This window comes from Streptomyces sp. NPDC096311 (assembly GCF_044763085.1).
In the GTDB taxonomy this organism is placed as follows: domain Bacteria; phylum Actinomycetota; class Actinomycetes; order Streptomycetales; family Streptomycetaceae; genus Streptomyces.
The window spans coordinates 18,475-38,202 of the sequence record NZ_JBIWFN010000038.1; the positions used below are offsets into that span (position 1 = coordinate 18,475).

The 19,728-nt window shown below is 69.0% G+C and carries 17 protein-coding genes and 1 pseudogene; 10 read left to right on the forward strand and 8 right to left on the reverse strand.

The genetic code is table 11. The annotated features are described in order from the left end of the window. The first annotated feature begins 80 nt into the window (after positions 1-80). Complete coding sequence (locus tag ACIRA5_RS50680) at positions 81-1,499, forward strand: MFS transporter (protein ID WP_403704673.1); 1,419 nt, start codon at positions 81-83, stop codon at positions 1,497-1,499. A gap of 42 nt (positions 1,500-1,541) precedes the next feature. Beyond that, entirely contained in the window at positions 1,542-3,257 is a 1,716-nt protein-coding gene (locus ACIRA5_RS50685) for a DUF885 domain-containing protein (protein WP_403704675.1), read from the forward strand. Positions 3,258-3,354: 97 nt separating this feature from the next. Here the strand turns inward: ACIRA5_RS50685 and ACIRA5_RS50690 are convergent, their stop codons facing one another. Beyond that, entirely contained in the window at positions 3,355-3,675 is a 321-nt protein-coding gene (locus tag ACIRA5_RS50690; protein WP_403704677.1) for a MafI family immunity protein, read from the reverse strand. 239 nt (positions 3,676-3,914) lie between these two features. Between ACIRA5_RS50690 and ACIRA5_RS50695 the strand changes: the two genes are divergently transcribed. From ACIRA5_RS50695 to ACIRA5_RS50715, 5 genes and pseudogenes are all read left to right on the forward strand, one after another. Continuing rightward, the gene (locus ACIRA5_RS50695; RefSeq protein WP_403704767.1) at positions 3,915-5,429 is read left to right on the forward strand and encodes an ISL3 family transposase; all 1,515 of its coding nucleotides are present in this window, start codon (positions 3,915-3,917) and stop codon (positions 5,427-5,429) included. Positions 5,430-5,585: 156 nt separating this feature from the next. Continuing rightward, entirely contained in the window at positions 5,586-6,356 is a 771-nt protein-coding gene (locus ACIRA5_RS50700; RefSeq protein WP_403704679.1) for a sulfite exporter TauE/SafE family protein, read from the forward strand. 879 nt (positions 6,357-7,235) lie between these two features. After that, the gene (locus ACIRA5_RS50705; RefSeq protein WP_403704682.1) at positions 7,236-7,703 is read left to right on the forward strand and encodes a hypothetical protein; all 468 of its coding nucleotides are present in this window, start codon (positions 7,236-7,238) and stop codon (positions 7,701-7,703) included. A 73-nt stretch (positions 7,704-7,776) separates the two neighbouring features. Beyond that, a complete protein-coding gene (locus ACIRA5_RS50710; protein WP_403704684.1) occupies positions 7,777-8,478 on the forward strand; it encodes an AAA family ATPase in 702 nt (233 codons plus the stop codon). Then, positions 8,457-9,067 (forward strand): annotated as a pseudogene (locus tag ACIRA5_RS50715) (IS5 family transposase); the annotation flags it as partial. The gene ACIRA5_RS50710 and the pseudogene ACIRA5_RS50715, both read left to right, overlap by 22 nt. 12 nt (positions 9,068-9,079) lie before the next feature. Here the strand turns inward: ACIRA5_RS50715 and ACIRA5_RS50720 are convergent. Continuing rightward, on the reverse strand, positions 9,080-9,586 hold the full coding sequence (locus tag ACIRA5_RS50720; RefSeq protein ID WP_403704687.1) for a DinB family protein: 507 nt from the start codon (positions 9,584-9,586) through the stop codon (positions 9,080-9,082). A gap of 200 nt (positions 9,587-9,786) precedes the next feature. On the opposite strand from ACIRA5_RS50720, the gene ACIRA5_RS50725 reads away from it, so the two are divergent. Beyond that, complete coding sequence (locus ACIRA5_RS50725; RefSeq protein WP_403704690.1) at positions 9,787-11,067, forward strand: IS701 family transposase; 1,281 nt, start codon at positions 9,787-9,789, stop codon at positions 11,065-11,067. Between the two features lie 93 nt (positions 11,068-11,160). Here the strand turns inward: ACIRA5_RS50725 and ACIRA5_RS50730 are convergent, their stop codons facing one another. The 4 genes from ACIRA5_RS50730 to ACIRA5_RS50745 all read right to left on the reverse strand — a co-directional run bounded on the left by ACIRA5_RS50730 (position 11,161) and on the right by ACIRA5_RS50745 (position 15,268). Beyond that, complete coding sequence (locus tag ACIRA5_RS50730) at positions 11,161-11,766, reverse strand: dihydrofolate reductase family protein (RefSeq protein ID WP_403704693.1); 606 nt, start codon at positions 11,764-11,766, stop codon at positions 11,161-11,163. Positions 11,767-11,959: 193 nt separating this feature from the next. After that, positions 11,960-12,796, reverse strand: a complete 837-nt coding sequence (locus ACIRA5_RS50735; protein WP_403704696.1) for an oxidoreductase — start codon at positions 12,794-12,796, stop codon at positions 11,960-11,962. Positions 12,797-12,838: 42 nt separating this feature from the next. Continuing rightward, on the reverse strand, positions 12,839-13,714 hold the full coding sequence (locus ACIRA5_RS50740) for an NmrA family NAD(P)-binding protein (protein WP_403704699.1): 876 nt from the start codon (positions 13,712-13,714) through the stop codon (positions 12,839-12,841). Between the two features lie 135 nt (positions 13,715-13,849). Next, the gene (locus tag ACIRA5_RS50745; protein WP_403704701.1) at positions 13,850-15,268 is read right to left on the reverse strand and encodes an MFS transporter; all 1,419 of its coding nucleotides are present in this window, start codon (positions 15,266-15,268) and stop codon (positions 13,850-13,852) included. 110 nt (positions 15,269-15,378) lie between these two features. Between ACIRA5_RS50745 and ACIRA5_RS50750 the strand changes: the two genes are divergently transcribed. Further along, entirely contained in the window at positions 15,379-16,005 is a 627-nt protein-coding gene (locus ACIRA5_RS50750) for a TetR/AcrR family transcriptional regulator (protein WP_403704704.1), read from the forward strand. Positions 16,006-16,035: 30 nt separating this feature from the next. Here the strand turns inward: ACIRA5_RS50750 and ACIRA5_RS50755 are convergent, their stop codons facing one another. Then, positions 16,036-16,683, reverse strand: coding sequence for a TetR/AcrR family transcriptional regulator (locus ACIRA5_RS50755; RefSeq protein ID WP_403704707.1), 648 nt, complete (start codon positions 16,681-16,683; stop codon positions 16,036-16,038). 137 nt (positions 16,684-16,820) lie between these two features. Between ACIRA5_RS50755 and ACIRA5_RS50760 the strand changes: the two genes are divergently transcribed. Then, a complete protein-coding gene (locus ACIRA5_RS50760) occupies positions 16,821-18,437 on the forward strand; it encodes a succinic semialdehyde dehydrogenase (RefSeq protein ID WP_403704710.1) in 1,617 nt (538 codons plus the stop codon). A 558-nt stretch (positions 18,438-18,995) separates the two neighbouring features. On the opposite strand, the gene ACIRA5_RS50765 is transcribed toward ACIRA5_RS50760, so the two are convergent. After that, positions 18,996-19,589: a carbonic anhydrase gene (locus ACIRA5_RS50765; protein ID WP_403704713.1), complete on the reverse strand. Its 594-nt coding sequence runs from the start codon at positions 19,587-19,589 to the stop codon at positions 18,996-18,998. Positions 19,590-19,728: the final 139 nt, after the last annotated feature.

A 19,728-nucleotide genomic window follows, 5' to 3' on the forward strand; every position in this document is an offset into this window, starting at 1 on the left:
TCCGGCCAGTCCCGTCTTGGTCCACCCCGTGTCGGCCAGGGCCCACGGTCTGTCCCGCTCGTGAACCGAAAGGTGTGTCAATGAGCGTCACCCAGCCCCGGCCGCATTCGGCGCCGTCCGGCCCCGCGCCCGGGTCTGTTCGCGGGGTCGTCGGACTGCTCGTCCTGTTCGAGCTGACCAGCGGGTTCCTCCAGGGAGGGATCACACCGCTGATCCCCGCCATCCGGGACATGCTCGGCATCAGCTCGGGCACGGCCCAGTGGATCACGGCCGTGCAGTTCCTGTCCGCTGCCGTGTGCGTGCCCGCCTTCGGGCGCCTCGGCGACCGGTACGGGCACAGGCTCATGCTGCGCGTCGCCCTGGCGTGCGTCACCGCGGGCAGCGCGCTGGTCGCGCTCGCCCCCGACGTGACGCTGCTGTTGGCCGGCCGCGTGCTCCTCGGTCCGCTGGCCGCGCTGCTGGCCCTGGAGATCGGGCTGTGCCGCGACCGTCTGGGACCGCAGGCAAGTCGCCGAGCCGTCGGCCTGCTCGTTGCCTCCCTCGCACTCGGATCGATGCTCGGCTCGTTCATGACCGGACTCCTGGACCGTCTCCTCGGCGGTGTCCGCCCCACCCTGTGGTGCTTCGCTGTGCTGGCTGCCGCCTGCGTCCTGCTGTCGATCCGCGGTATTCCCGAGACTCGACACAAGGCCTCCGGCCGAATGGACTGGGCGGGCGCAGGTCTGCTGAGCGTGGCCCTCGTCCTCCTCCTGGCCGCGGTTTCCCAGGGCGGCACGCGGGGCTGGGCATCGCCCGGAACGCTCGCCGGCCTCGCCACAGCGCTCGTGCTGTTCGCCCTGTGGGTGCGCTGGGAACTGCGCCAGGAACACCCGCTGGTGGATGTGCGGTCGGCGGCCGGACAGGCCGTGGCCCCGCACCTCCTCTCCGGCTTCGCGCTCGGCGTCGTGATGCTCGCCGAGCCGGTCGTCGCGGTCTCATACCTGGACGCCGCACCGGAGACCACGGGCTACGGCTTCGGGCTCGCCGCCTGGCAGATCGGTCTTTGGGGCGGCATTCCGCACCTGGCGAGCTTCCTGGCGGCCGCCACCAGTGCATCCGTCGCCGCACGGATCGGCCTGCGCCGCATGCTCGTACTCGCCTTCGGCCTCGTCGCCGCCGGAAACATCGCACTGGTCGCGGCCCACTCCTCGCTGCATGGGTTCGCCCTCGCCTACGCCGTCGCGGGAGCTGGGATGGGGCTGGCCAGCGGCGGACTGCCGACCGTGATCGTCGAGGCCAGCCCCGCGGACCGGTCCGCCAGCGCGGTGGCCGTCTACAACAACCTCAAGACACTCGGCGGCAGCATCGCTGGCGCCGCTTTCGCCGCGATACTCGGCACCCTGCTGGCGCACGACACCACGACACCGGCCCTGTCCGCCTACCTCACCGTGTGGTCGCTGTGCGCGGTCGTGACCACGACGGCACTGCTCCTCACCCTGCTCGCCCCGCGCCGCGACTGACCCGCCCTCATGCGCCGCCTCGCCTCCCCCGAGGAGTACCTCATGCCCGACACCGACACCGACACCTCGACGGTCGCCCTGACCGGCGCTGCGACTACGCCGCGCGCTGTCGCCGAGGCTCACATGGACGCGCTCGTCGTCCTCGACCCGATCCTCGGCGGCTATCTCGGCGAGGCCGACTGCAACGGACAACTGCCCGACTACTCACCCGACGGCCACGCAGCCCGCGCCGAGCTGGCGCGTCGCACGCTCCAGGCCCTCGACCGGGCGGGGACCGTGCCGGGCGCGACCGCGGAGAGCGAGCGACTGTGCGCCCGGCTCCTTCGCGAGCGTCTGAACAGCGAACTGACCCTGTACGACGCCGGGGAGCACCTGCGCCGGATCGCCACGCTCGGCTCGCCCCTCCAACTGGTCCGTAAGGCGTTCACCCTCGCCCCGACCCGCACCCCGAACGACTGGGACGCTATCAGGCGCCGCCTCGACCAGGTCCCCGCCGCGCTGCGCGGCTACCGCGACAGCCTGGCGGCCGGTCTGGACCATGGGCCGACCGCCGGACCGGCCGCAGTGACTGCCGTCATTGGGCAGCTGGACACCTGGATCGCGGATGAGGCGGGCGGCTTCCGGCCACTCGCCTCCACCGGCCCGGAGCCACAGCGCCCGGCTCTCACCGCGGCCGCCGCCCGCGCCACCAGGGCCCTGCACGAGCTGAGTATGTGGCTCCGGAACACCTACGCGCCCCGCGCGTCCGAGTCCCCCGACGCTGTCGGCCGCGACCGTTACCTCCTGTGGTCCCGCCACCACAACGGCACCGATCTGGACCTGGAGGAGGCTTACGCGTACGGCTGGTCCGAGTACCACCGGCTGCTCGCCGAGATGCGGGACGCAGCCCGACAGGTGCTGCCGGACGCCGTTGACCCCAGGCAGGCGCTCGAGCACCTGGGAGACCACGGCGAGGCGATCGAGGGCGCCGAGCAGGCCCGCGAGTGGCTGCAGTCGCTCACTGAGCGCACCATCGAGGCCCTCGACGGCGTCCACTTCGACTTCGCTGCACCCGTCCGGCGGGTCGAGACCAGCCTCGCACCCGCAGGCACGACCGCCGCCTACTACACCGGCCCCTCGCAGGACTTCGCCCGCCCGGGCCGCACCTGGCTGCCCGTCCTCGGCCGCAGCCGCTTCCCCGTCCACGACCTCGTCTCGACCTGGTACCACGAAGGCGTACCCGGACATCACCTGCAGGTGGCACAGTGGACCCACGTCGCGGCCACCCGCCTTACCCGCTTCCAGGCGTCCGCCGGGGTGGTCAACGGCAACGTCGAGGGCTGGGCTCTGTACGCGGAACGCCTCATGGACGAACTCGGTTTCTTCCACGACCCGGCGCACCGCCTGGGCTACCTCCAGGCACAGATGCAGCGGACCATGCGACTCGTCGTCGACATCGGCATGCACCTGCGCCTGCGCATCCCCGCCGACGCCCCGTACGGCCCAGGACAGCGCTGGACACCCGAAGTCGCCGGGAGCTTCCTTCGCGACAACCACCCCCATCCGGGGGCTTTCGTCGACTCCGAAGTCGTCCGCTACCTGAGCCTCCCGGGCCAGGCGATCGGCTACAAACTCGGCGAACGCCAATGGCTCAGGGGCCGCGAGGCCGCCCGCGCCCGGCGGGGCGCGGGCTTCGACGCCAAGTCCTGGCACATGGCGGCCCTGTCCCAGGGCTCCCTCGGCCTGGACGACCTGGTGGAGGAACTGGCCCGCCTGTAGATCGCCCTGCTGCCCAGCGAGCAGACGTCGCCCCCGCGCCCGCGGGGATGGTCCCGTTCACTGGTCCTCTGACCATGAAGTTCGCCGGGTTGGCGGATCATTCGTGCTCGGAGGCAGCGGCGAGATGGCGGCGACAGAAGTCGGCAGCCGTGAGGTAGGGCCTGTGCGGCGCATCGCTGTAAAGCCGCATCTCACGAGCCGCTCGGTCCAGGTGCTGCCAGAAACTGAGGGGCAGGTCGAGGTCGTCAGCGAGATCGACCAGGCAGTCGAAGGCGAGTCCCAGCTCGTTGTGCTCCAGGAACTCCAGCGCCGCTGAGAGATCGATGCCCGGCAGGCGTGTGAGGTGGGCTCGGGCGGCGTCGAGGTGGTCAGGGGTCTGATTCCAGCTCGCCTGCAGTGCCTCAGGATCATCGGTCATGGCGCCAGTGTTGTCTGGCTTCGTAGGTGTGAACGGGCTCTGGCCCACTTGGTGTGGTCGCGTACGCAGCGTGACTGTCGCTCTTCTCGTGATGGTGGCTGAGATAGCCCGAAAAACGCCCGGTCGGTGTGCCGTGTGGTCGACAGTGCTGCGCCGTGAACGAAGTACGGTCGCGATTCGAAGAGTTGCTGTTCTCCTCGCTGGAGAACGTGTTGGTGGAATCGGTCGAGACGACCGAGATGATCGTCCGGGTGGAGGCCCTGAGCACTGCCCGGCATGCGACTTGCCCGGGCTGCGGATGTCTGTCAGGGCGAGTACATGGCTCCTATGTGCGGTTTCCTCATGACCTGCCGACGGCGGGCAAGTCCGTCGTGGTGGCATTGAGGGTGCGGCGGTTCGTCTGCGCTGAGGACTCCTGTCCGCGCAAGACCTTCGCCGAGCAGGTGCCAGGGCTCACTCGCCGGTTCGGCCGACGGACGGAACGGCTTCGATCGACGCTCATATCGGTCGGTCTCGCGCTCGCGGGACGGGCCGGGGCTCGCATGACGGACATCTTTGGGGCGCCGGTCAGCCGGAACACCCTGCTGAGGCTGATCGCCTCGCTCCCGGATCCGGCCGCCGCCACGCCCCGCGTGGTTGGGGTGGACGAATACGCCCAGCGCAAGGGCCGTATCTACGGAACCGTGCTCGTCGACGTCGAGACACGACGTCCGATCGACCTCCTGCCCGACCGGGAGGCCGACACGCTCGCAGCCTGGCTCGCCGAGAGACCCGGCATCGAGATCGTCTGCCGCGACCGAGCCCCCTTCTTCGCCGACGGCGCCACTCGCGGCGCCCCGCAGGCCCTCCAAGTCGCCGACCGATGGCACCTCTGGCACAACCTGGGCGAAGCCGCCGAGAAGTGCGTCCACCGGCACCGCGGCTGCCTGCGCCCCGCCCCGCCGAAACCGCCGGAGAGTTTCCAGGAGGAGCCAGAGTCGGCCGCGTCATCGCCCTGGCCGACAGGGCACCGCTTCGCCGAGCGCACCCGAGCCAAGCACGCCACCATCCACGCGCTCCTGGCCGCCGGACACAGTAAACGGTCCGTCGCCCGACAGTTGGACATGACGCTCAACACGATCCTGCGCTTCTCCCGCGCCGCCACCCCGGAGGAGATGTTCACCGGACAGTGGCAAAGTCGAGCGACCAAGCTCGACGCCTACAAGCCCTACCTCGACCAGCGCTGGCAAGAAGGCTGCACCAACGCCTGGAGACTATGGGAGGAGATCAAGGAACAGGGCTATCCCCGCGGCTACGCCGGCGTCCGCGCCTACGTCAGCAGAAACCTTCGCGGCAAGCCCCAACCGGTCGGCCCCCGCCCACCGTCAGCCCGCGCGGTCACGCGCTGGCTCCTCACCCACCCCGAGGCCCTGCCCGAAAGCGACAGACTCCAGCTCAAAGCCGTCCTGGCCGACTGCCCCGAACTGACGGCTCTCTCGGAGCACGTGCGTTCCTTCGGCCACATGGTCGCTCATCTGCAAGGTGACCAACTGCCCGCCTGGATCGAAGCCGTCACCTCTACTGCCGACCTGCCCAGCCTCCGGAACTTCGCCCAACACCTCGAACGCGATCTCGACGCCGTCATTGCCGGCCTCACACTGCCGTGGAACTCCGGCGTCGTGGAAGGTCATGTCAACCGGATCAAGATGCTCAAGCGCCAGATGTTCGGCCGCGCAGGATTCGCACTCCTACGCAAGCGAGTGCTGTTGGCGTGACCGATGGCGACCAGGTCAGCGCCCAGGGTGTCGCGATCTCTTGGGCTGTTGACCTTCCCCCTGAGGGAAAGCCGAAGATGTCGTTCGGGTAACCGGCACAAAGGTAGGGAGTGGGACCGTGCTGCACGACACCTGCTTAGATGCGCGGTCAGCGACGTGATCGGGATCGGCGACGGCGCGTTTCTGACCGCTGCCGGCGTACTCGCCGGGCTGGTCGGCACCGCAGGCGGCATCACCTCGTTGATCTCCTACCCTGCTCTGCTCATGGCGGGGCTTCCTGCCCTTTCGGCAAACGTCACCAACCTCGTTGCCGGAGTGGCATGTTGGCCGGGCGCGGCTCTTGTCTCTCAACCCGAATTGGCGGGCCACGGGCCATGGCTGCGTCGCTGGGTCCCGCTGTCCGCTCTCGGCGGTGCGGCGGGCGCGGTGCTGTTGCTCTCCACTCCGACCGGGGTGTTCGCTCACGTCGTGCCGTTCCTGGTGCTCATCGGCTCGCTGACTTTACTGGCGCAGCCCCGGCTTACCGCTTTGCACCAGCGATACCGGCACGACCGTCCATCTGGGGAGCGCAAGGTGATCCTTCCCCTCGGGCTGATCGCGCTGTCGGTATATGGTGGCTACTTCGGTGCTGGCTCTGGTGTCATGATCCTCGCGCTCCTCATGGTCACCGTGGAACTCCGCCTCGTCGCCGCCAACGCCTTGAAGAACATGCTCATCGGTGCCCCTGCCCTGATTTCGGCCGCATCGTTCGCCGCTTTCGGCCCCGTCGACTGGATGGCCGCGGCGCCCCTGGGCCTGGGCATGTTCGTCGGCTCAACGCTAGGACCACGCATCGCCCGCCGTCTGCCGGCTTCTAGGCTGCGCCTGATAGTCGCGGTGATCGGCATCGCTTTGGCGATCCAACTGTGGATCACTGCCACGGACTGATGTAGGCGCCCGAATCCCTTCGAAGACTTGATTCTGCCGGCATGACGGAGCGTCACCGCACCACACCAAGTGGACCAGAGCCTGTGAACGGACACCGCTTATCGACGAGTCTGGACACCACTTGTCGATCGCAGGTCCGTGGAATGTCGCTGAGAAGTGACACCACTCCCGCAGTGATCTGGTTCGTCCTCGGGCCGTGATGATCACCACCGGATCAGCCCACTCTGTTCTGGACGACGCGGTTCGGCGTCGCCGGGTCGGTTCGAGAAGTTGCTGTGTGAGGGTTCCCAGATCGAGCAGTCGTGGGCGAAGAGCACTCGTCGCGGGTCGCAGTCGGCAAGTGAGGTTGATTCCCGGGAGTGGACACCGGGTGGGAAGCGGGCCCAGTCAAATGCTGTGCCCATGAACCTCGCCAGGCCGAAGCGCCGCGCCGACGAAGTCGTCCGTGCCGGGAGCAGCAGGGCCTGGCTGCGGCCGGATCCGGGATGCGGTGGGTTTCGTAACGCGCCCGATTCATCGGTTGTCCGACCGATCCAGTATGCCGCTCAACGGCCATCGTGGCGGCATGACTGAAACCCCCCACCACGAACCTGCGGAGCGGACCGACGCCACCCGCAGATCCATCCTCGCCACCCTGGGTGGAGCAGCCCTCGGCGTGGCCGCTCTCGGAATCACGGCTTCGCGAGCCGCGGCCGCAGACCCAGGCGACACACCCCAGGCTGGCGCCGGACTGGCCGCTGCCTGTGTCCTGACGCCAGAGCAGACCGAAGGCCCCTACTATCTGGACCTCGAGACGGTCCGCAAGAACATCACCGAGGGCAAGGCGGGCGTCCCACTCACTCTCCGTGTGACGGTCGTTGACATCGCGACCTGCTTCCCTTGCCCAACACGGCGGTCGATATCTGGCAGTGCGACGCGCTCGGTGTCTACTCCGGCTACGTTGCGGGCGGCTCAACACCGGACACGACATTCCTGCGAGGCGTGCAGTTGACCGACTCCGCCGGCGTCGCGGAGTTCACTACCGTCTATCCCGGCTGGTACGTCGGCCGCGCAATCCACATCCACCTCAAAACCCATGCCGGCGGGACCGTGTCCAACGGGACCTACCACGGAGGCCACGTCTCCCACACGGGCCAGCTCTATTTCCCCGCGACGTACAACACCAAGATCGCCGCGTTGACCCCCTACCGGAACAACATGGCCACCCGCACCCTCAACGCAAGGGACGGCATATACCGCAATGGCGGATCCTCGACCCTGCTCAGCATCACCCTGGCCGGCAGCGACCTCGGCAAGGGAGTAGTCGGCACCGTCGTACTCGGTGTCAATCCCGCCGCAACACCCTGACGCACCCTCTCGGGCGGCCGAGCCGATGAGACTGGAAGGTTTTGCCCAGGAAGCCCGCGGCCAGGAATCGGGGATGACCTGGCACAGGACATGCGAGTTATGCGGAGCGGCGCTGACCGCCAGACCACACGGCGGTCGGCCAGCTCGGTATTGCTCCAATGCGTGCCGACAACGGGCGTTCAGGAGACGCTCGATACACAAAGGCTCCGGAGGGAAACGGCCAACTTCACCGGATGCCTCCCCTCCGGATTCGGGTCGCGGGCTGCCGCGAGCGCTCGACTCCTTCGTGGGGCGACGCCAGGAACTCTCCGTCCTGCGCACCCTGCTGAGGACATCGCGCTTGCTCACGCTGACCGGAGCCGGAGGCGTCGGCAAGACGCGGCTGGCGCTGGAGTTCGCCAAAGGGCTGCCTGGGCGCTACGCGCGGGTTGACCTGATCGAACTCGACTCGCTGCACGACGACGCTCCGCTCGTGCAGTCCGTGGCCACCGCGCTGGGCGTGGGCGAGCGAGCGGGGCGATCCGGCACCGAGGCCCTGGTCCGTGCGATCGGCAACACCTCCCGGCTTGTCATCCTGGACAACTGCGAACATCTGGCAGAGCCGTGCGCTCAGCTGGCCGCGACCCTGCTGAGTCACTGCCCCCGGTTGCGGATCCTGGCCACCAGCCGGGAGGCGCTGCGGGTTCCCGGAGAGACTGTGTTCCGGGTCGGCGAGCTGTCTCTGCCGCCGACCAGCACCGGTGACGACCCTGCCGGATCGACTGGTCGATGGTGAGCGTCGATTCGACCTCCTGCCGGGCCCATCAGCACGCCGCCGGGGCTCGTAGGAAGCCGCCACGGGTGCTGGGAAAAGGCGCACGCCCCGGCATCGCCCCGACGAGGGACTCGGGCGCTCCCGGGGCGGCCTGACCTGCAAGATCCACCTCGCCGGTGAGGCTGGACGCCGGCCCCTGGCCCTGCTGATCACTCCAGGCCAGTGGGGCGACGCTCCGCAGCTCATTCCGGTCATGGAACGCATCCGTGTTGACCGCCTCGGTGGCGGACACCCGCGCACGCGGCCCGACCGTCTCGGCGGCGACAAGGCGTACTCCTCCCGCCGCAACCGCCGCTACCTGCGACGACGCCAGATCAAGCACACCATCCCCGAACCGAAGAACCAGCGGGCCAACCGCCAACGAAGGGGCAGCAAGGGCGGCCGACCCGCAGGCTTCCCCAAGACGGTCTACAAGCGAAGGAACGAAGTCGAGCGGACGATCAGCGCGTTGAAGAACTCCCGGGCCGTGGCCACGAGGTTCGACAAGCGCGGCTACATCTTCCACGGCACCGTCACCGTCGCCTCGATCCGACTCTGGCTCAGCCCGTGATCTCCGCCGGATCTAGTCGCCGGTCGTGCCGTCGAGCATCTCGCGCAGGATGTCCAGGTGGCCGTTGTGGCGGGCCGTCTCCTCGGTGAGGTGGAGGAGGATCCAGCGCAGGTCGACGTGGAGGCCGTTGCGGACGGCTCGCTGGGCCTGCTTGTCCAGGCCGTTCCCGGCGACCAGTTCGCGGTAGTGGGTGCTCTGTTCGGCGTATTCGTCGAGCAACTGCGTGAGCGGGAAGTCGACGGCGATACGCATCTCGCGGTCGGGGTCCTCCTCGGTCCAGGGGCCCCGGTCTTCCTCGCCGAGGAAGACCACTTGGAACCAGTAGTACTCGACCCAGCGGAGGTGGTTGATCACTCCGCTCATGGTCATCAGCGGTGAGCCCGGCAGGAGCGCCTTGCGTGCGTTCTCCGCAGAGACGCCATCGCACTTGGCGCGGGCGGTGTCACGTGCGTAGTCGAGAAACGTGGTGAGCTGGGTGCGCTCGTCCCACGCGGGCGGCGTGTCGTCGATTCTGGTCATCGCGCGAAGCGTCCCCGATCACCGCGACCGATGTCGAGGCATTTATCGACGGACCCAACCTGCTCCATCCAGCTCCTTGTCCGGCGGGTCGCTACGGCGATTCAGCGCCGGTGGGCCGCCCGGCATGATCCGCCGGACAAGGCCCTAGTAGGACTCCGTTAGGTCTTCCAATTGGTGCTGATCACGGGCATGTTGAAGGTGTGGACGCACATGAAGTGAACCGTGTTCGGGCGATGTTGGCGTTGTATGTGGCGGATGTGTTCGCGTCGGTGTCGCGCAAGGACCAGCGGGCCAAGGGTGACTGTTATCTGCGGGGACTGATGCTGGACGGTCGCCGCAAGTCGATCCAGGCCATGGCCTCGCGATTACCGGACGGCAACGAGCAGAACCTGCAGCAGTTCGTGAACCAGTCGACGTGGGACCCGCGGCCGGTGCAGCGGCGGATCGTCGAGCGGATGCTGCCGCTCATCCGGCCGGCAGCGTGGGTGATCGACGATGTGTCGGTGCCCAAGGACGGCCGGATGTCGGCTGGGGTGGCTCCGCAGTACTGCGGAGCTCTGGGCAAGAGGGCGAACTGCCAGGTCGCTGTCAGCGTCCACGCCGCGACCGATACCGCGTCCTGCCCGCTGCAATGGCGCCTGTTCCTGCCCGAGGAGTGGGCGTCGGACACCGCTCGCAGGGCCCTCGCCCGCATCCCGGCGGACGTCACGCACCGCGAGAAGTGGCGCCTGGCCCTGGACATGCTCGACACGCTCGCCGAATGGGGCATGAAGCCGCCGGTCGTGGTGGCCGACGCCGCCTACGGCACCAACGCTCACCTGCGGTCCGCGCTGTCCGAGCGCGGACTTGCCTACGTCCTGGCCATCCGCTCGGACGTGAGCGCCCACTCCTTCGAGACCAAGCCCGTCGCTCCGGCCCGCAACGGGCCCGTCGGCTGCTGGCCCCAGCCCCGCTACCGACAGACCGCACCGTCGGTGGCAACCCTGGCCGCCGCCCTCGGACAGGAGACATTCACCCCGCTCACCTGGCGGCACGGATCGAGAGGAGAGTTACGCTCCCGCTTCGCCGCCGTGCGTGTGCGCCCGGCAGGCAAAGCGGTCGAACGTCCGATCAAGGCCGCGGCCTCGGCAGAACAGGGCTGGTGGGACGGGATCCTGCCCGACTGCTGGCTGCTGATCGAATGGCCCGCGGAAGCCGACGCACCGACTGACTACTGGCTGTCCAACCTGCCCGACGACACCCCCCTCACGCACCTGGTCCGTCTGGCCAAAGTCCGCTGGCGCATCGAGCACGACTACCGCGAGCTCAAGCACGGCCTCGGCCTCGACCACTTCGAAGGCCGGTCCTGGCCCGGCTGGCACCATCACGTCACCCTCGTGACCGCCGCCCACGCCTTCCTGACCGAACAACGCCTGGCCCCAAAAGCGCCCGGACCGGCCTCACCCTCTACCAGATCCTCGACGCCCTCCAGGACGTCCTGAGGTGCTGGACCGGCGTCTGCATCACCTGCCACCAACCCCTGCCCAGCGGGTCACACTCAAGGCCAAGATCCAGACAGACCTAACGGAGTCCTACTAGTAACTGTCGTAGCTGGGCTTACCGTTCGGCCGGTAGACGCCGACGATGGTGCCGCCCTTCGTCGTCGAGACGCTGACCGGCTCCAGCGCAGTGGGGATCGCTCCGTCGGCGAACAGCCGCTTGCCGGTGCCGATGATCACCGGATGGATGGTCAGCCGGAACTCGTCGACGAGGCCGTGCTGCATGAGGGTCTGGGCGAGGTCGCCGCTGCCGACGACGTTGATGTTGCCGCCGTCGGACGCCTTTAGCTTGCGTACGGCATCGACGATGTCGCCCTCCAGCAGCGTGGAGTTCCGCCACTCGACCGACGTCAGGGTCCGAGACGCCACGTACTTGTGCATGCTGTTCATCCGATTGGTGAACGGGTTGTCGGGATCGGCGGTCGGCCAGTACGACGCGAAGATCTCATACGTCTTGCGGCCGAGCAGTATCGCGTCGGAGTGCTCGTACCAACCGGCGATGGCCGTGCCGACCTCGTCGTCGGCCACCGGTTTCTGCCAGCCGCCGTGCTCGAAGCCGCTCTCAGCGTCCTCGTCCGGACCGCCCGGCGCCTGCATGACGCCGTCCAGTGTCAGGAATGTGCAAACGATGATCTTGCGCATGGTGCGCTCCCTTCGTCGACGGGTAGACCGCACAACCGCCGGAAACTCATCGGCGGAACTTCCGCGGTGCAGCACCCGCGCCGCCGGGATGATCCAAACGACAGGCCCAGGTCCCACGCGAGGGGCACGAACGGCCAGCGCCTTTACGTGCCGTACTCCTGGCGCAGGTCCAGGTAGCAGCGCAGCCGTCGGCTCATGCCTGGTCGTGATCGGTGGAGAGGGCGACGTGCCGCCAGGCGTCCATCTCCTTGCGGAAGACGTCCAGCTTGGCGTCGAAGGCTTGCAGGGTGTCGGCTCCGAGCGGGAGGCGCAGGGGCGGCTCCGGGGTGGCGGTCATCTCGACAATGGCGCGTGCGGCCTTGACGGGGTCGCCGGGCTGGGCGTGGTTCAGGCTCACGGCGGCCGCGCGCATCGCGCCGGCGGTGGGCGCGTAGTCGTCGATCGCGTCGGGGCCGGTGTGCAGGCTGGCGGGGTCGAGGAAGTCGGTGCGGAAGAAGCCGGGTTCCACGAGGGTGACGTGGATGCCGAGGGGAGCCAGTTCGGTGTGGAGGGTCTCGGTGAAGCCTTCGACGGCGAACTTGGTGGAGGCGTAGATGCCCCAGCCCGGCGCGGTGGCGAAGCCCACGATGGAGCTGATGTTGATCACGTGACCGGAGCGCTGGCGGCGCAGTACCGGAAGCACGGCTCGTTGGACGGCGAGCGGGCCGAACACGTTGGTCTCGAACACCGCGCGTACCGCGGCGTCGTCGGACTCCTCTACGGCGGCGAGCAGTCCGGTACCGGCGTTGTTGACCAGGATGTCGATCCGGCCGAACTTCTCGACCGCGGCGTCGACGGCTGCCTGGATGCTCTGGGGGTCGGTCACGTCCAGCGACGCGGTGAGCAGCGTGTCGCCGGCGTCGGGGAACTGCTCGCGGATGGTTGCGGCCTTCCGCGCGGTGGCGACCACCTGGTGGCCGGCGGCGAGGGCGGCACGGGTGATTTCGAGGCCGAAGCCCCGGGACGATCCGGTGATGAACCAGACGCTCATGGTGTTCTCCAGTGTTCAGGCGGCGGTGGGCGGGTCGAATTTTCAGCCAGTCTGCAGGTCGAAGGCCGCGCGGTTCTGGGCGATGAAGCCCTCGACGTCGAGGGGATCGCTGCCGCCGATCGTCTTCACCAGGTCGTTGGTGCCGGCGAAGACGCCGTTGCGGTAGTCGACGGCCACGGCGAGCAGATGCTGGATCAGGTGGTCCGGCGCGCCGCGTCCGCGCAGGATGGCGGCGAATTCGTCGAGTTCGATGGGAACGTAGGTGACTTCACGGGCCAGTGCCCGCGACATCTTCTCGGCGATCTCGTAGTGGTTGAGCTCCTGGGCTCCGTACAGCGGGTAGATCTGGCCGGCGTGCGGGGCGGGGTCTTCCAGGACGGCCGCGATCACCTTCGCCTGGTCGCTTTCGGCGATGGGGGCGTGGCGTCCATCGGCGAACGGCAGGCGCAGTTCGCCGGTGCCGTCGGCCCAGGTGTCGATCAGCCACTGGGCGAAGAAGGTCGGGCGGATGTGGGTGACGGGGACCGGAGAGCGGTCCAGTACACGTTCGGCGACCCAGTGCTGGCGGGCCGCGTTGCTGGCGGTGTTGCGGCGAGCGGAGACCTGGGACATGTTCACGATCGCTTGGACCCCGTTCTCCTCCGCCGCCTGGGCCACGTTCACGGTGGCGTCCATCAGCCCGGAGCGGATCGGATAGGTGAAGTACAGGGCGTCGATCCCCTCGGTCGCCCGGGCCAGGGAGTCCAGGTCGAGTACGTCGCCTTCCACGACGTCCGCTCCGAGGACGGCGAGTCGCTCGGCGCGCCCGTCGAGGCCGCGGACGAGTGCGCGGACGCGGTGCCCGCGCTGGAGCAGGAGTTCGGTGGTCTGGCCGCCGGTCTTGCCGGTGGCCCCGATCACGAGGAGGTTGCGTTCCATGATGGTGATCTCCGTTTCTTGAGAGGGAGCTGGCGGGAAGTCCCGCGTCAGTCCTTCGAGCGAGGGCCGCACGCCATGGGTGGGAGGCGGTGCGACACCCCTCCAGAGCGGGCGGCCGTGGCCGCGGCCCTGGGGTCAGGGGGTGCGGCGGGGCCGGAGGGCGAGCAGTGCGGCCGCCGCGGCGATTCCGGCACCCGCCTGGACGGACCAGGCACGGTCGAACCCGGTGGTCGTGGCCTGAGGGGTGAGGGCCACGAGGAGGGCCACGCCCACGGCGCTGCCGATCTGCCGGCTCATGTTGAGTACGGCGCTGCCGGTGGTGGCGCGTTCGGGTGCGAGGGTCCCGGCGGCGGCGAACAGCGGTGCCCAGGCGAGCCCACCGGCCAGGCCGACCAGGATCAGGCCCGGGAACATGGCACCCCAGTAGTCGGGGGTGGTGTGCACGGTCGCGAGCCAGTAGCCGGCGGCCAGTGCCATGGCCAGCGTGCCGGTCACGGCGGGGGCGGTGCGTCCGAAGCGGCTCTGGAGGAGGCCGGCGTTCATCGCGAAGGGGATCGAGGCCAGGGGGGCCGGGGCGATGGAGACGCCTGCGCGCAGCGGGCTGAAGTGCCAGACCTCCTGCATGAACAGAGCGGTGCCGAGCAGGACGATGGCGAAGCCGACGGAGAACAGGAACAGGGCCACCGTGGCGGCGGTGAACGCCCGGCCGAACAACTGCTTCTCGATCACCGGTGCCTTGGCGCGCAGGGTCCGCTCGACGGTCGCGGCACCGGCCAGGACGGCGCCGGCGAACAGCGCGACGGTGCGGATGTTTGTCCAGCCCCACCCTGTCCCCTGGACGGTGGCCAGCACCAGCAGGCTCACGGCCAGCAGCAGTGCGAGGGTGGAAGCCGGGTCCGGCACGGCGGCGCCCTTGGGCTGGCGAACCTCGGGCAGGAGCAGCGCGCCGGCGAGGAGGGTGGCGATGCCGACGGGGACATTGATCAGGAAGATCCAGCGCCAGTCGAGGGTGACGAGCAGACCGCCGACGGGCGGGCCGGCCGAGGCCGCGATCGCGCCCACGCCCGCCCACAGGCCGACGACCAGGGTGTGCTGGCGCTTGGGGAAGCTCGGGTAGATCAGGCCGAGCGAGGTCGGCACGATCATCGCCGCGCCGACGGCCTGGACAGCCCGGGCCGCGACCAGCACGCCGAGACTGGGTCCGGCGGCCGCGACGGCGGAGGTGAGGGTGAAAAGCGCGACTCCGGACAGCAGCATCTTCTTGCGGCCCCACTGGTCCGCGATCCGGCCCGCGGGAACGAGCACGGCGGCGAAGACGATCGCGTAGGCCGACAGCACCCACGACACGCTCGCGACGCTCGTGCCGGGGAAGGACTGCCCGATTCCGTCGAGGGCGACGTTGACGACGAAGAAGTCGAGCTGCGCCATGAAGGCGACGGCACCCAGCACCGTCATGATGCTCCAGCGGCGCGGGTGACCCGCCTCGGCTACGACCGGAGCCCGGCCGGTGCGCGGTGGCGTCACGACTGCCTGCGGTGAAGTCGGTGTGGACATCCTGTCCGCCTCCCGAAGAAATGGGCTTGGCAACCCTTTTTTGACCTGCCCCCAGGCAACACTCCATAGAATGGGTTGTCAAGCCCTTTTTTTGCGGTACGGTGGTGACCATGACCACCACCAGCGAAGCGCTGGGCCAGAAACTGACCGCCAAGGGCTTGGCCACACGCGAACGCATCGTCCGGGCGGCCGCCGAGCTGATCTACGAGCGCGGCGCGCAGAACACCAGCAACGAGCAGATCCGCGAGGCGGCCGGAGTCAGTGGCTCACAGCTGACGCGTCACTTCCCCACCAAGGAGTCCCTGGTGCGCGCTGTGCTTGCCTGGCAGGCCGACACCATCGTCGCCCGCCACCAGGTGCCCGAGCTGGGCGAGCTGGACAGCTTCGCCGCCCTGCGCCGGTGGGCCGATTCCTACATCGCCTCGCAGGACATGGTGCGCGGCGGGTGCACGTTCGGCTCGCTGGCCGCCGAGGTCGTCAAGGCCGAGCCCGCCCACCGGGGCGCGGTGGCCGACGGCTTCGAGCGGTGGCAGGAACTGTTCAGGCGCGGGCTGAGCAAGATGCGCGAGCGCGGCGAGTTGCGGCCGGAGGCCGACCCGGCGGCACTCGCCCACTTGCTCACCGCCGCGTTCCAGGGGGGAGCACTGCTGGACCAGGCGGCCGGCGACTTCACACCGCTGCGTGACGCGCTGTACGGGGCCCTGGCGTACGTCGAGTCATTCGCCGCAGAGCGCTGAGCGGACCGCGGGCCTCCGGGCGGGGAGCGCTCAGGAGGCGTCGGAGGCGGCCGGGCGGGGCACCTGCTGGGACCGGGTCCGCGCCTGTGCCGTCAGCGGGAGTCCTTCGAATGCCTGATCAGCGACGCGCTCCAGCGCGGCCACGTCGAATCCTGCCCTGGCCAGTACTTCCATGCCCCGGTTGACCGCCATCAGCAGGTGACTGATCTCCCGGGTGTCCGCCTTGGGATCGAGGTCGCCATGGCGCTGCGCGGCCTGCACGCACCCGGTCAGCGAACCCTCGATCCTCCCGAGGGCCTGCCTGACGCGAGCACCGGCCTGCGGGTCATGATCGGCCCCCTCGACGACGAAGCCGGTCACCATGCAACCGAGCCCGTCGGGGTCGTCGTACACCATGCGCGCCGACGTCACGAGGTAGGCGTGCAGCCGTTCCAGCGCGGTGTCGTCGGGGCCTTCGAGCACGGCGGCCCAGGCTGCCTCAGTCCGGTCGCAGTATGCCTCCAGCGTCCGCAGGTACAGCTTGCTCTTGTCACCGAAGGCGGCGTAGAGACTGCCGCGGCCCAGCCCGCCGACCTTGGCGATGTCGTCGACGCTGGTACCGGCGTATCCAGTACGGCGGAACTGTCGCTCGACGGCCTGTACGACCTTGTCCTTGTCGAATCCTGGTGGGCGCCCCATGACGGCCAGCGTACAGGTCGCATGGCCATTCTTGACATTCTGTTCCACAAGTTCCTACCGTTCCTGACGGAGCGGTCCAGAACCCTGGCGGCCGTTGCTCACAGCATCCCGCGAGTCCCGCAGAACGGATGAGACACATGTCCTCGCACGGCGGAATCAACTACCTCGCTACCGGTGACGACAACCCCGTTGCCGCACACAGCGGCCGGACGGCGACCGACGTGGTCACCGCTGACCTGGTGTTTCGACTCACGCGAGGGGTGGAGGGCAGGGGCCGTACCGTGAGTTACACCCCCATGACGGGCGAGATCATCGCGGAGCTGCCCGAGGCGACGCCCCACGATGTGGAGGTGGCGTTCGGCAGGGCCCGGGAGGCCCAGCGCGCATGGGCCTCGCTCCCGGTGCGCAGGCGTGCGGCGGTGCTGCTCAAATTTCACGACATCCTTCTGGACAAGCAGGCCGAGGCGATGGACCTGATCCAGGTGGAGACAGGAAAGGCTCGCCTGCACGCACATGAGGAGGTGCAGGGAGTCGCCGTGGTGGCCCGGCACTACGGGCGCAAGGCCCCCGCGTACCTCCGGCCGCGGCGACACCTCGGCGCGTTTCCGGTGCTCACGAAAGTCACCGAGCGGCACCACCCGCGAGGCGTGGTCGGGCAGATCGTCCCCTGGAACTACCCCCTTGAACTCTCCCTGGCGGACGCGCTGCCCGCTCTCGTCGCCGGCAACGCCGTCGTGACGAAACCGGACACACAGAGCGCCCTGACGCCGCTGTGGGCGCACAGGCAGCTCATCCAGGCCGGGCTGCCGGCCGACGTCTGGCAGATCGTCATCGGCGACGGCCGGGTCGTCGGGCCCGCCGTCGTGGACCGGGCCGACTACGTCGCGTTCACCGGCTCTGTCCGCACCGGCCGCGAAGTCGCGGCCCGCGCGGCGGCCCGTCTGATCGGCGCCTCACTCGAACTGGGCGGCAAGAACGCCCTGCTCGTACTGGCCGACGCGGATGTCGACAAGGCGGTCGAGGGCGCGGTGCGCACCTGCTTCTCCTCGGCCGGCCAGTTGTGTCTGTCGGCCGAGCGGATCTTCGTCCACTCGTCGGTCGCGCCCGCGTTCTTGGAGCGATTCGTCCAACGCACAAAAGCGCTCAGCCTCGGCACATCGCTGAACTACGGGGTCGGAATGGGTTCGCTGGCGGGCCGACGCCAGCTGGAGACGGTGTCCCGACATGTCGACCAGGCCGTCGCCGAGGAGGCCACCGTCCTCACCGGCGGCAAGCAGCGTCCTGACATCGGCCCCTTCTTCTACGAGCCCACCGTCCTGGACGGCGTGGAGCCCACGATGGCCGTCCATGCTGAGGAGACGTTCGGACCGGTCGTGTCGGTGTACCGCTTCACCGACGAGGACGAGGCGATCGAGCGAGTGAACTCCACGCCGTACGGCCTCAATTCCAGTGTCTGGACGAAGGACACACGGCGCGGCGAACGCATCGCGACCCGCCTGCAGACCGGCACCGTGAACATCAACGAGGGCTACACATCGGCTCATGGCAGCGTCCGGTCCCCGATGGGCGGCATGAAGGACTCCGGGCTCGGCCGCCGACACGGCCTCGAAGGCATCCTCGGCTACACGGAGCCGCAGACCGTCGCCACGCAGCGGATCCTTCCGCTGGCTCCGTCGATGGGCATGGACGATCAGCAGTACGCGGCTTTCATCAGCCTCAGCCTGCGGGTCATGAAGGCGCTGAGGCTCCGCTGATGGCCGCACCGAGCCGCGTGGAGCCGCTCGCCCGCCGCCATCGGCACGCCTGGCTGCTCGCCACCCTCACCGAACTGATCGGCGACTGCGCACGAGCCGCGGGTGAGGTGTACCGGCCGGTCGCCGAGGCCCCGCCCACACGGCCCGACGTTGCTGTGAACCTCGGGCCGCTTGCCGGCCTCTGCCGGTCCGCCGGTACCCGGGTGGAGGCGGCACGTGCTCGGGACGCCCCGCGATGCGCCTCGACCGAGAAGGAAGCGGTCCCGGCCCAGCCGGACGTCGGTGCCGACTTCCTCGCCGACTGGTGGACTCCCCGGCACAGGCCGTCAGACGGGCCCAGGAGCTGGCGAGCACAGGTGGGTTCAGCGTGGATCAGATCCTTGATGAGGCAGCCGATTCGGCCGTGCTCTGCGGACTGCTCGCGCTCCACGAAGTGCGGCGGCAGTCCGCCCCGGGCGCAGCGGCGGCGAAGTGCCCGGCCGCCACCGGGCACTTCGCCTTGGCCGTCTCCGTGATATCGCTCGACGTACCGGCTGCCATGCCCCGAGCGTCCGATTGCTACGCAGCCTCGGCGGGAACGTCGCGAACGAGTTCGGTCAGCTCGCCGGAATCGATGTCGTAGAAAAGGCCGTAGATCTCCACGTGCTTCGGGGTGCCCGGGCTGTCGCGGATCAGGCTCACGTCGTAGTTGAGCGACTTCTCGAAGTCGGCGATGGCGATGCCGTCCCAGTCGTACAACGACGAGATGTCGGAGCGCTGCTCTTCTTTCCACGCGGAGGTGATTCCCTCCGCCGTGAAGGAGGTGGCGCCGCAGAAGGAGTGGTGGACGACGACAACGCGCTCGACTCCGAAGAGGTGTTGGGAGACCGTGATCGAGCGAAGGGCGTCCGCCGCGCGACCGCCCCCGACGATCAGGGGAAACACCGTCGCCGTGGAACCGATCTTCCTGCCGGTCTCACTGAGGAGAAGTTCACCCGGGTAGACCTCGTCGCCGAAGTGATCGGCCACCGCCTGTGCGGCCCCGGCCGCCCGGGGGTCGAAGCAGTGCATGACGATCGTCCTGACGGGAATCGAACCGGTGACTATCTCCCGAGCCACGGCCTCGTCGAAACCCCGCTGCGCTCGGAACGTGAACTCCGCAAAATCCGACACTGCTTGACTCCGCTTCTCATTCTCATGGTTGGCTCCCCGGCCTCCCGGCCTCCCGGCCTCCCGGCCTCCCGGCCTCCCGGCCTCCCGGCCTCCCGGCCTCCCGGCCTCCCGGCCTCCCGGCCTCCCGGCCTCCCGGCCT

Excerpts from the sequence above, each read along its gene's own strand:
- ACIRA5_RS50680 (WP_403704673.1), top strand. The coding sequence starts at position 81 with ATGAGCGTCACCCAGCCCCGGCCGCATTCGGCGCCGTCCGGCCCCGCG.
- ACIRA5_RS50685 (WP_403704675.1), top strand. The coding sequence starts at position 1,542 with ATGCCCGACACCGACACCGACACCTCGACGGTCGCCCTGACCGGCGCT.
- ACIRA5_RS50690 (WP_403704677.1), bottom strand. The coding sequence starts at position 3,675 with ATGACCGATGATCCTGAGGCACTGCAGGCGAGCTGGAATCAGACCCCT.
- ACIRA5_RS50695 (WP_403704767.1), top strand. The coding sequence starts at position 3,915 with ATGATCGTCCGGGTGGAGGCCCTGAGCACTGCCCGGCATGCGACTTGC.
- ACIRA5_RS50710 (WP_403704684.1), top strand. The coding sequence starts at position 7,777 with ATGACCTGGCACAGGACATGCGAGTTATGCGGAGCGGCGCTGACCGCC.
- ACIRA5_RS50720 (WP_403704687.1), bottom strand. The coding sequence starts at position 9,586 with ATGACCAGAATCGACGACACGCCGCCCGCGTGGGACGAGCGCACCCAG.
- ACIRA5_RS50730 (WP_403704693.1), bottom strand. The coding sequence starts at position 11,766 with ATGCGCAAGATCATCGTTTGCACATTCCTGACACTGGACGGCGTCATG.
- ACIRA5_RS50735 (WP_403704696.1), bottom strand. The coding sequence starts at position 12,796 with ATGAGCGTCTGGTTCATCACCGGATCGTCCCGGGGCTTCGGCCTCGAA.
- ACIRA5_RS50740 (WP_403704699.1), bottom strand. The coding sequence starts at position 13,714 with ATGGAACGCAACCTCCTCGTGATCGGGGCCACCGGCAAGACCGGCGGC.
- ACIRA5_RS50745 (WP_403704701.1), bottom strand. The coding sequence starts at position 15,268 with ATGTCCACACCGACTTCACCGCAGGCAGTCGTGACGCCACCGCGCACC.
- ACIRA5_RS50750 (WP_403704704.1), top strand. The coding sequence starts at position 15,379 with ATGACCACCACCAGCGAAGCGCTGGGCCAGAAACTGACCGCCAAGGGC.
- ACIRA5_RS50755 (WP_403704707.1), bottom strand. The coding sequence starts at position 16,683 with ATGGGGCGCCCACCAGGATTCGACAAGGACAAGGTCGTACAGGCCGTC.
- ACIRA5_RS50760 (WP_403704710.1), top strand. The coding sequence starts at position 16,821 with ATGTCCTCGCACGGCGGAATCAACTACCTCGCTACCGGTGACGACAAC.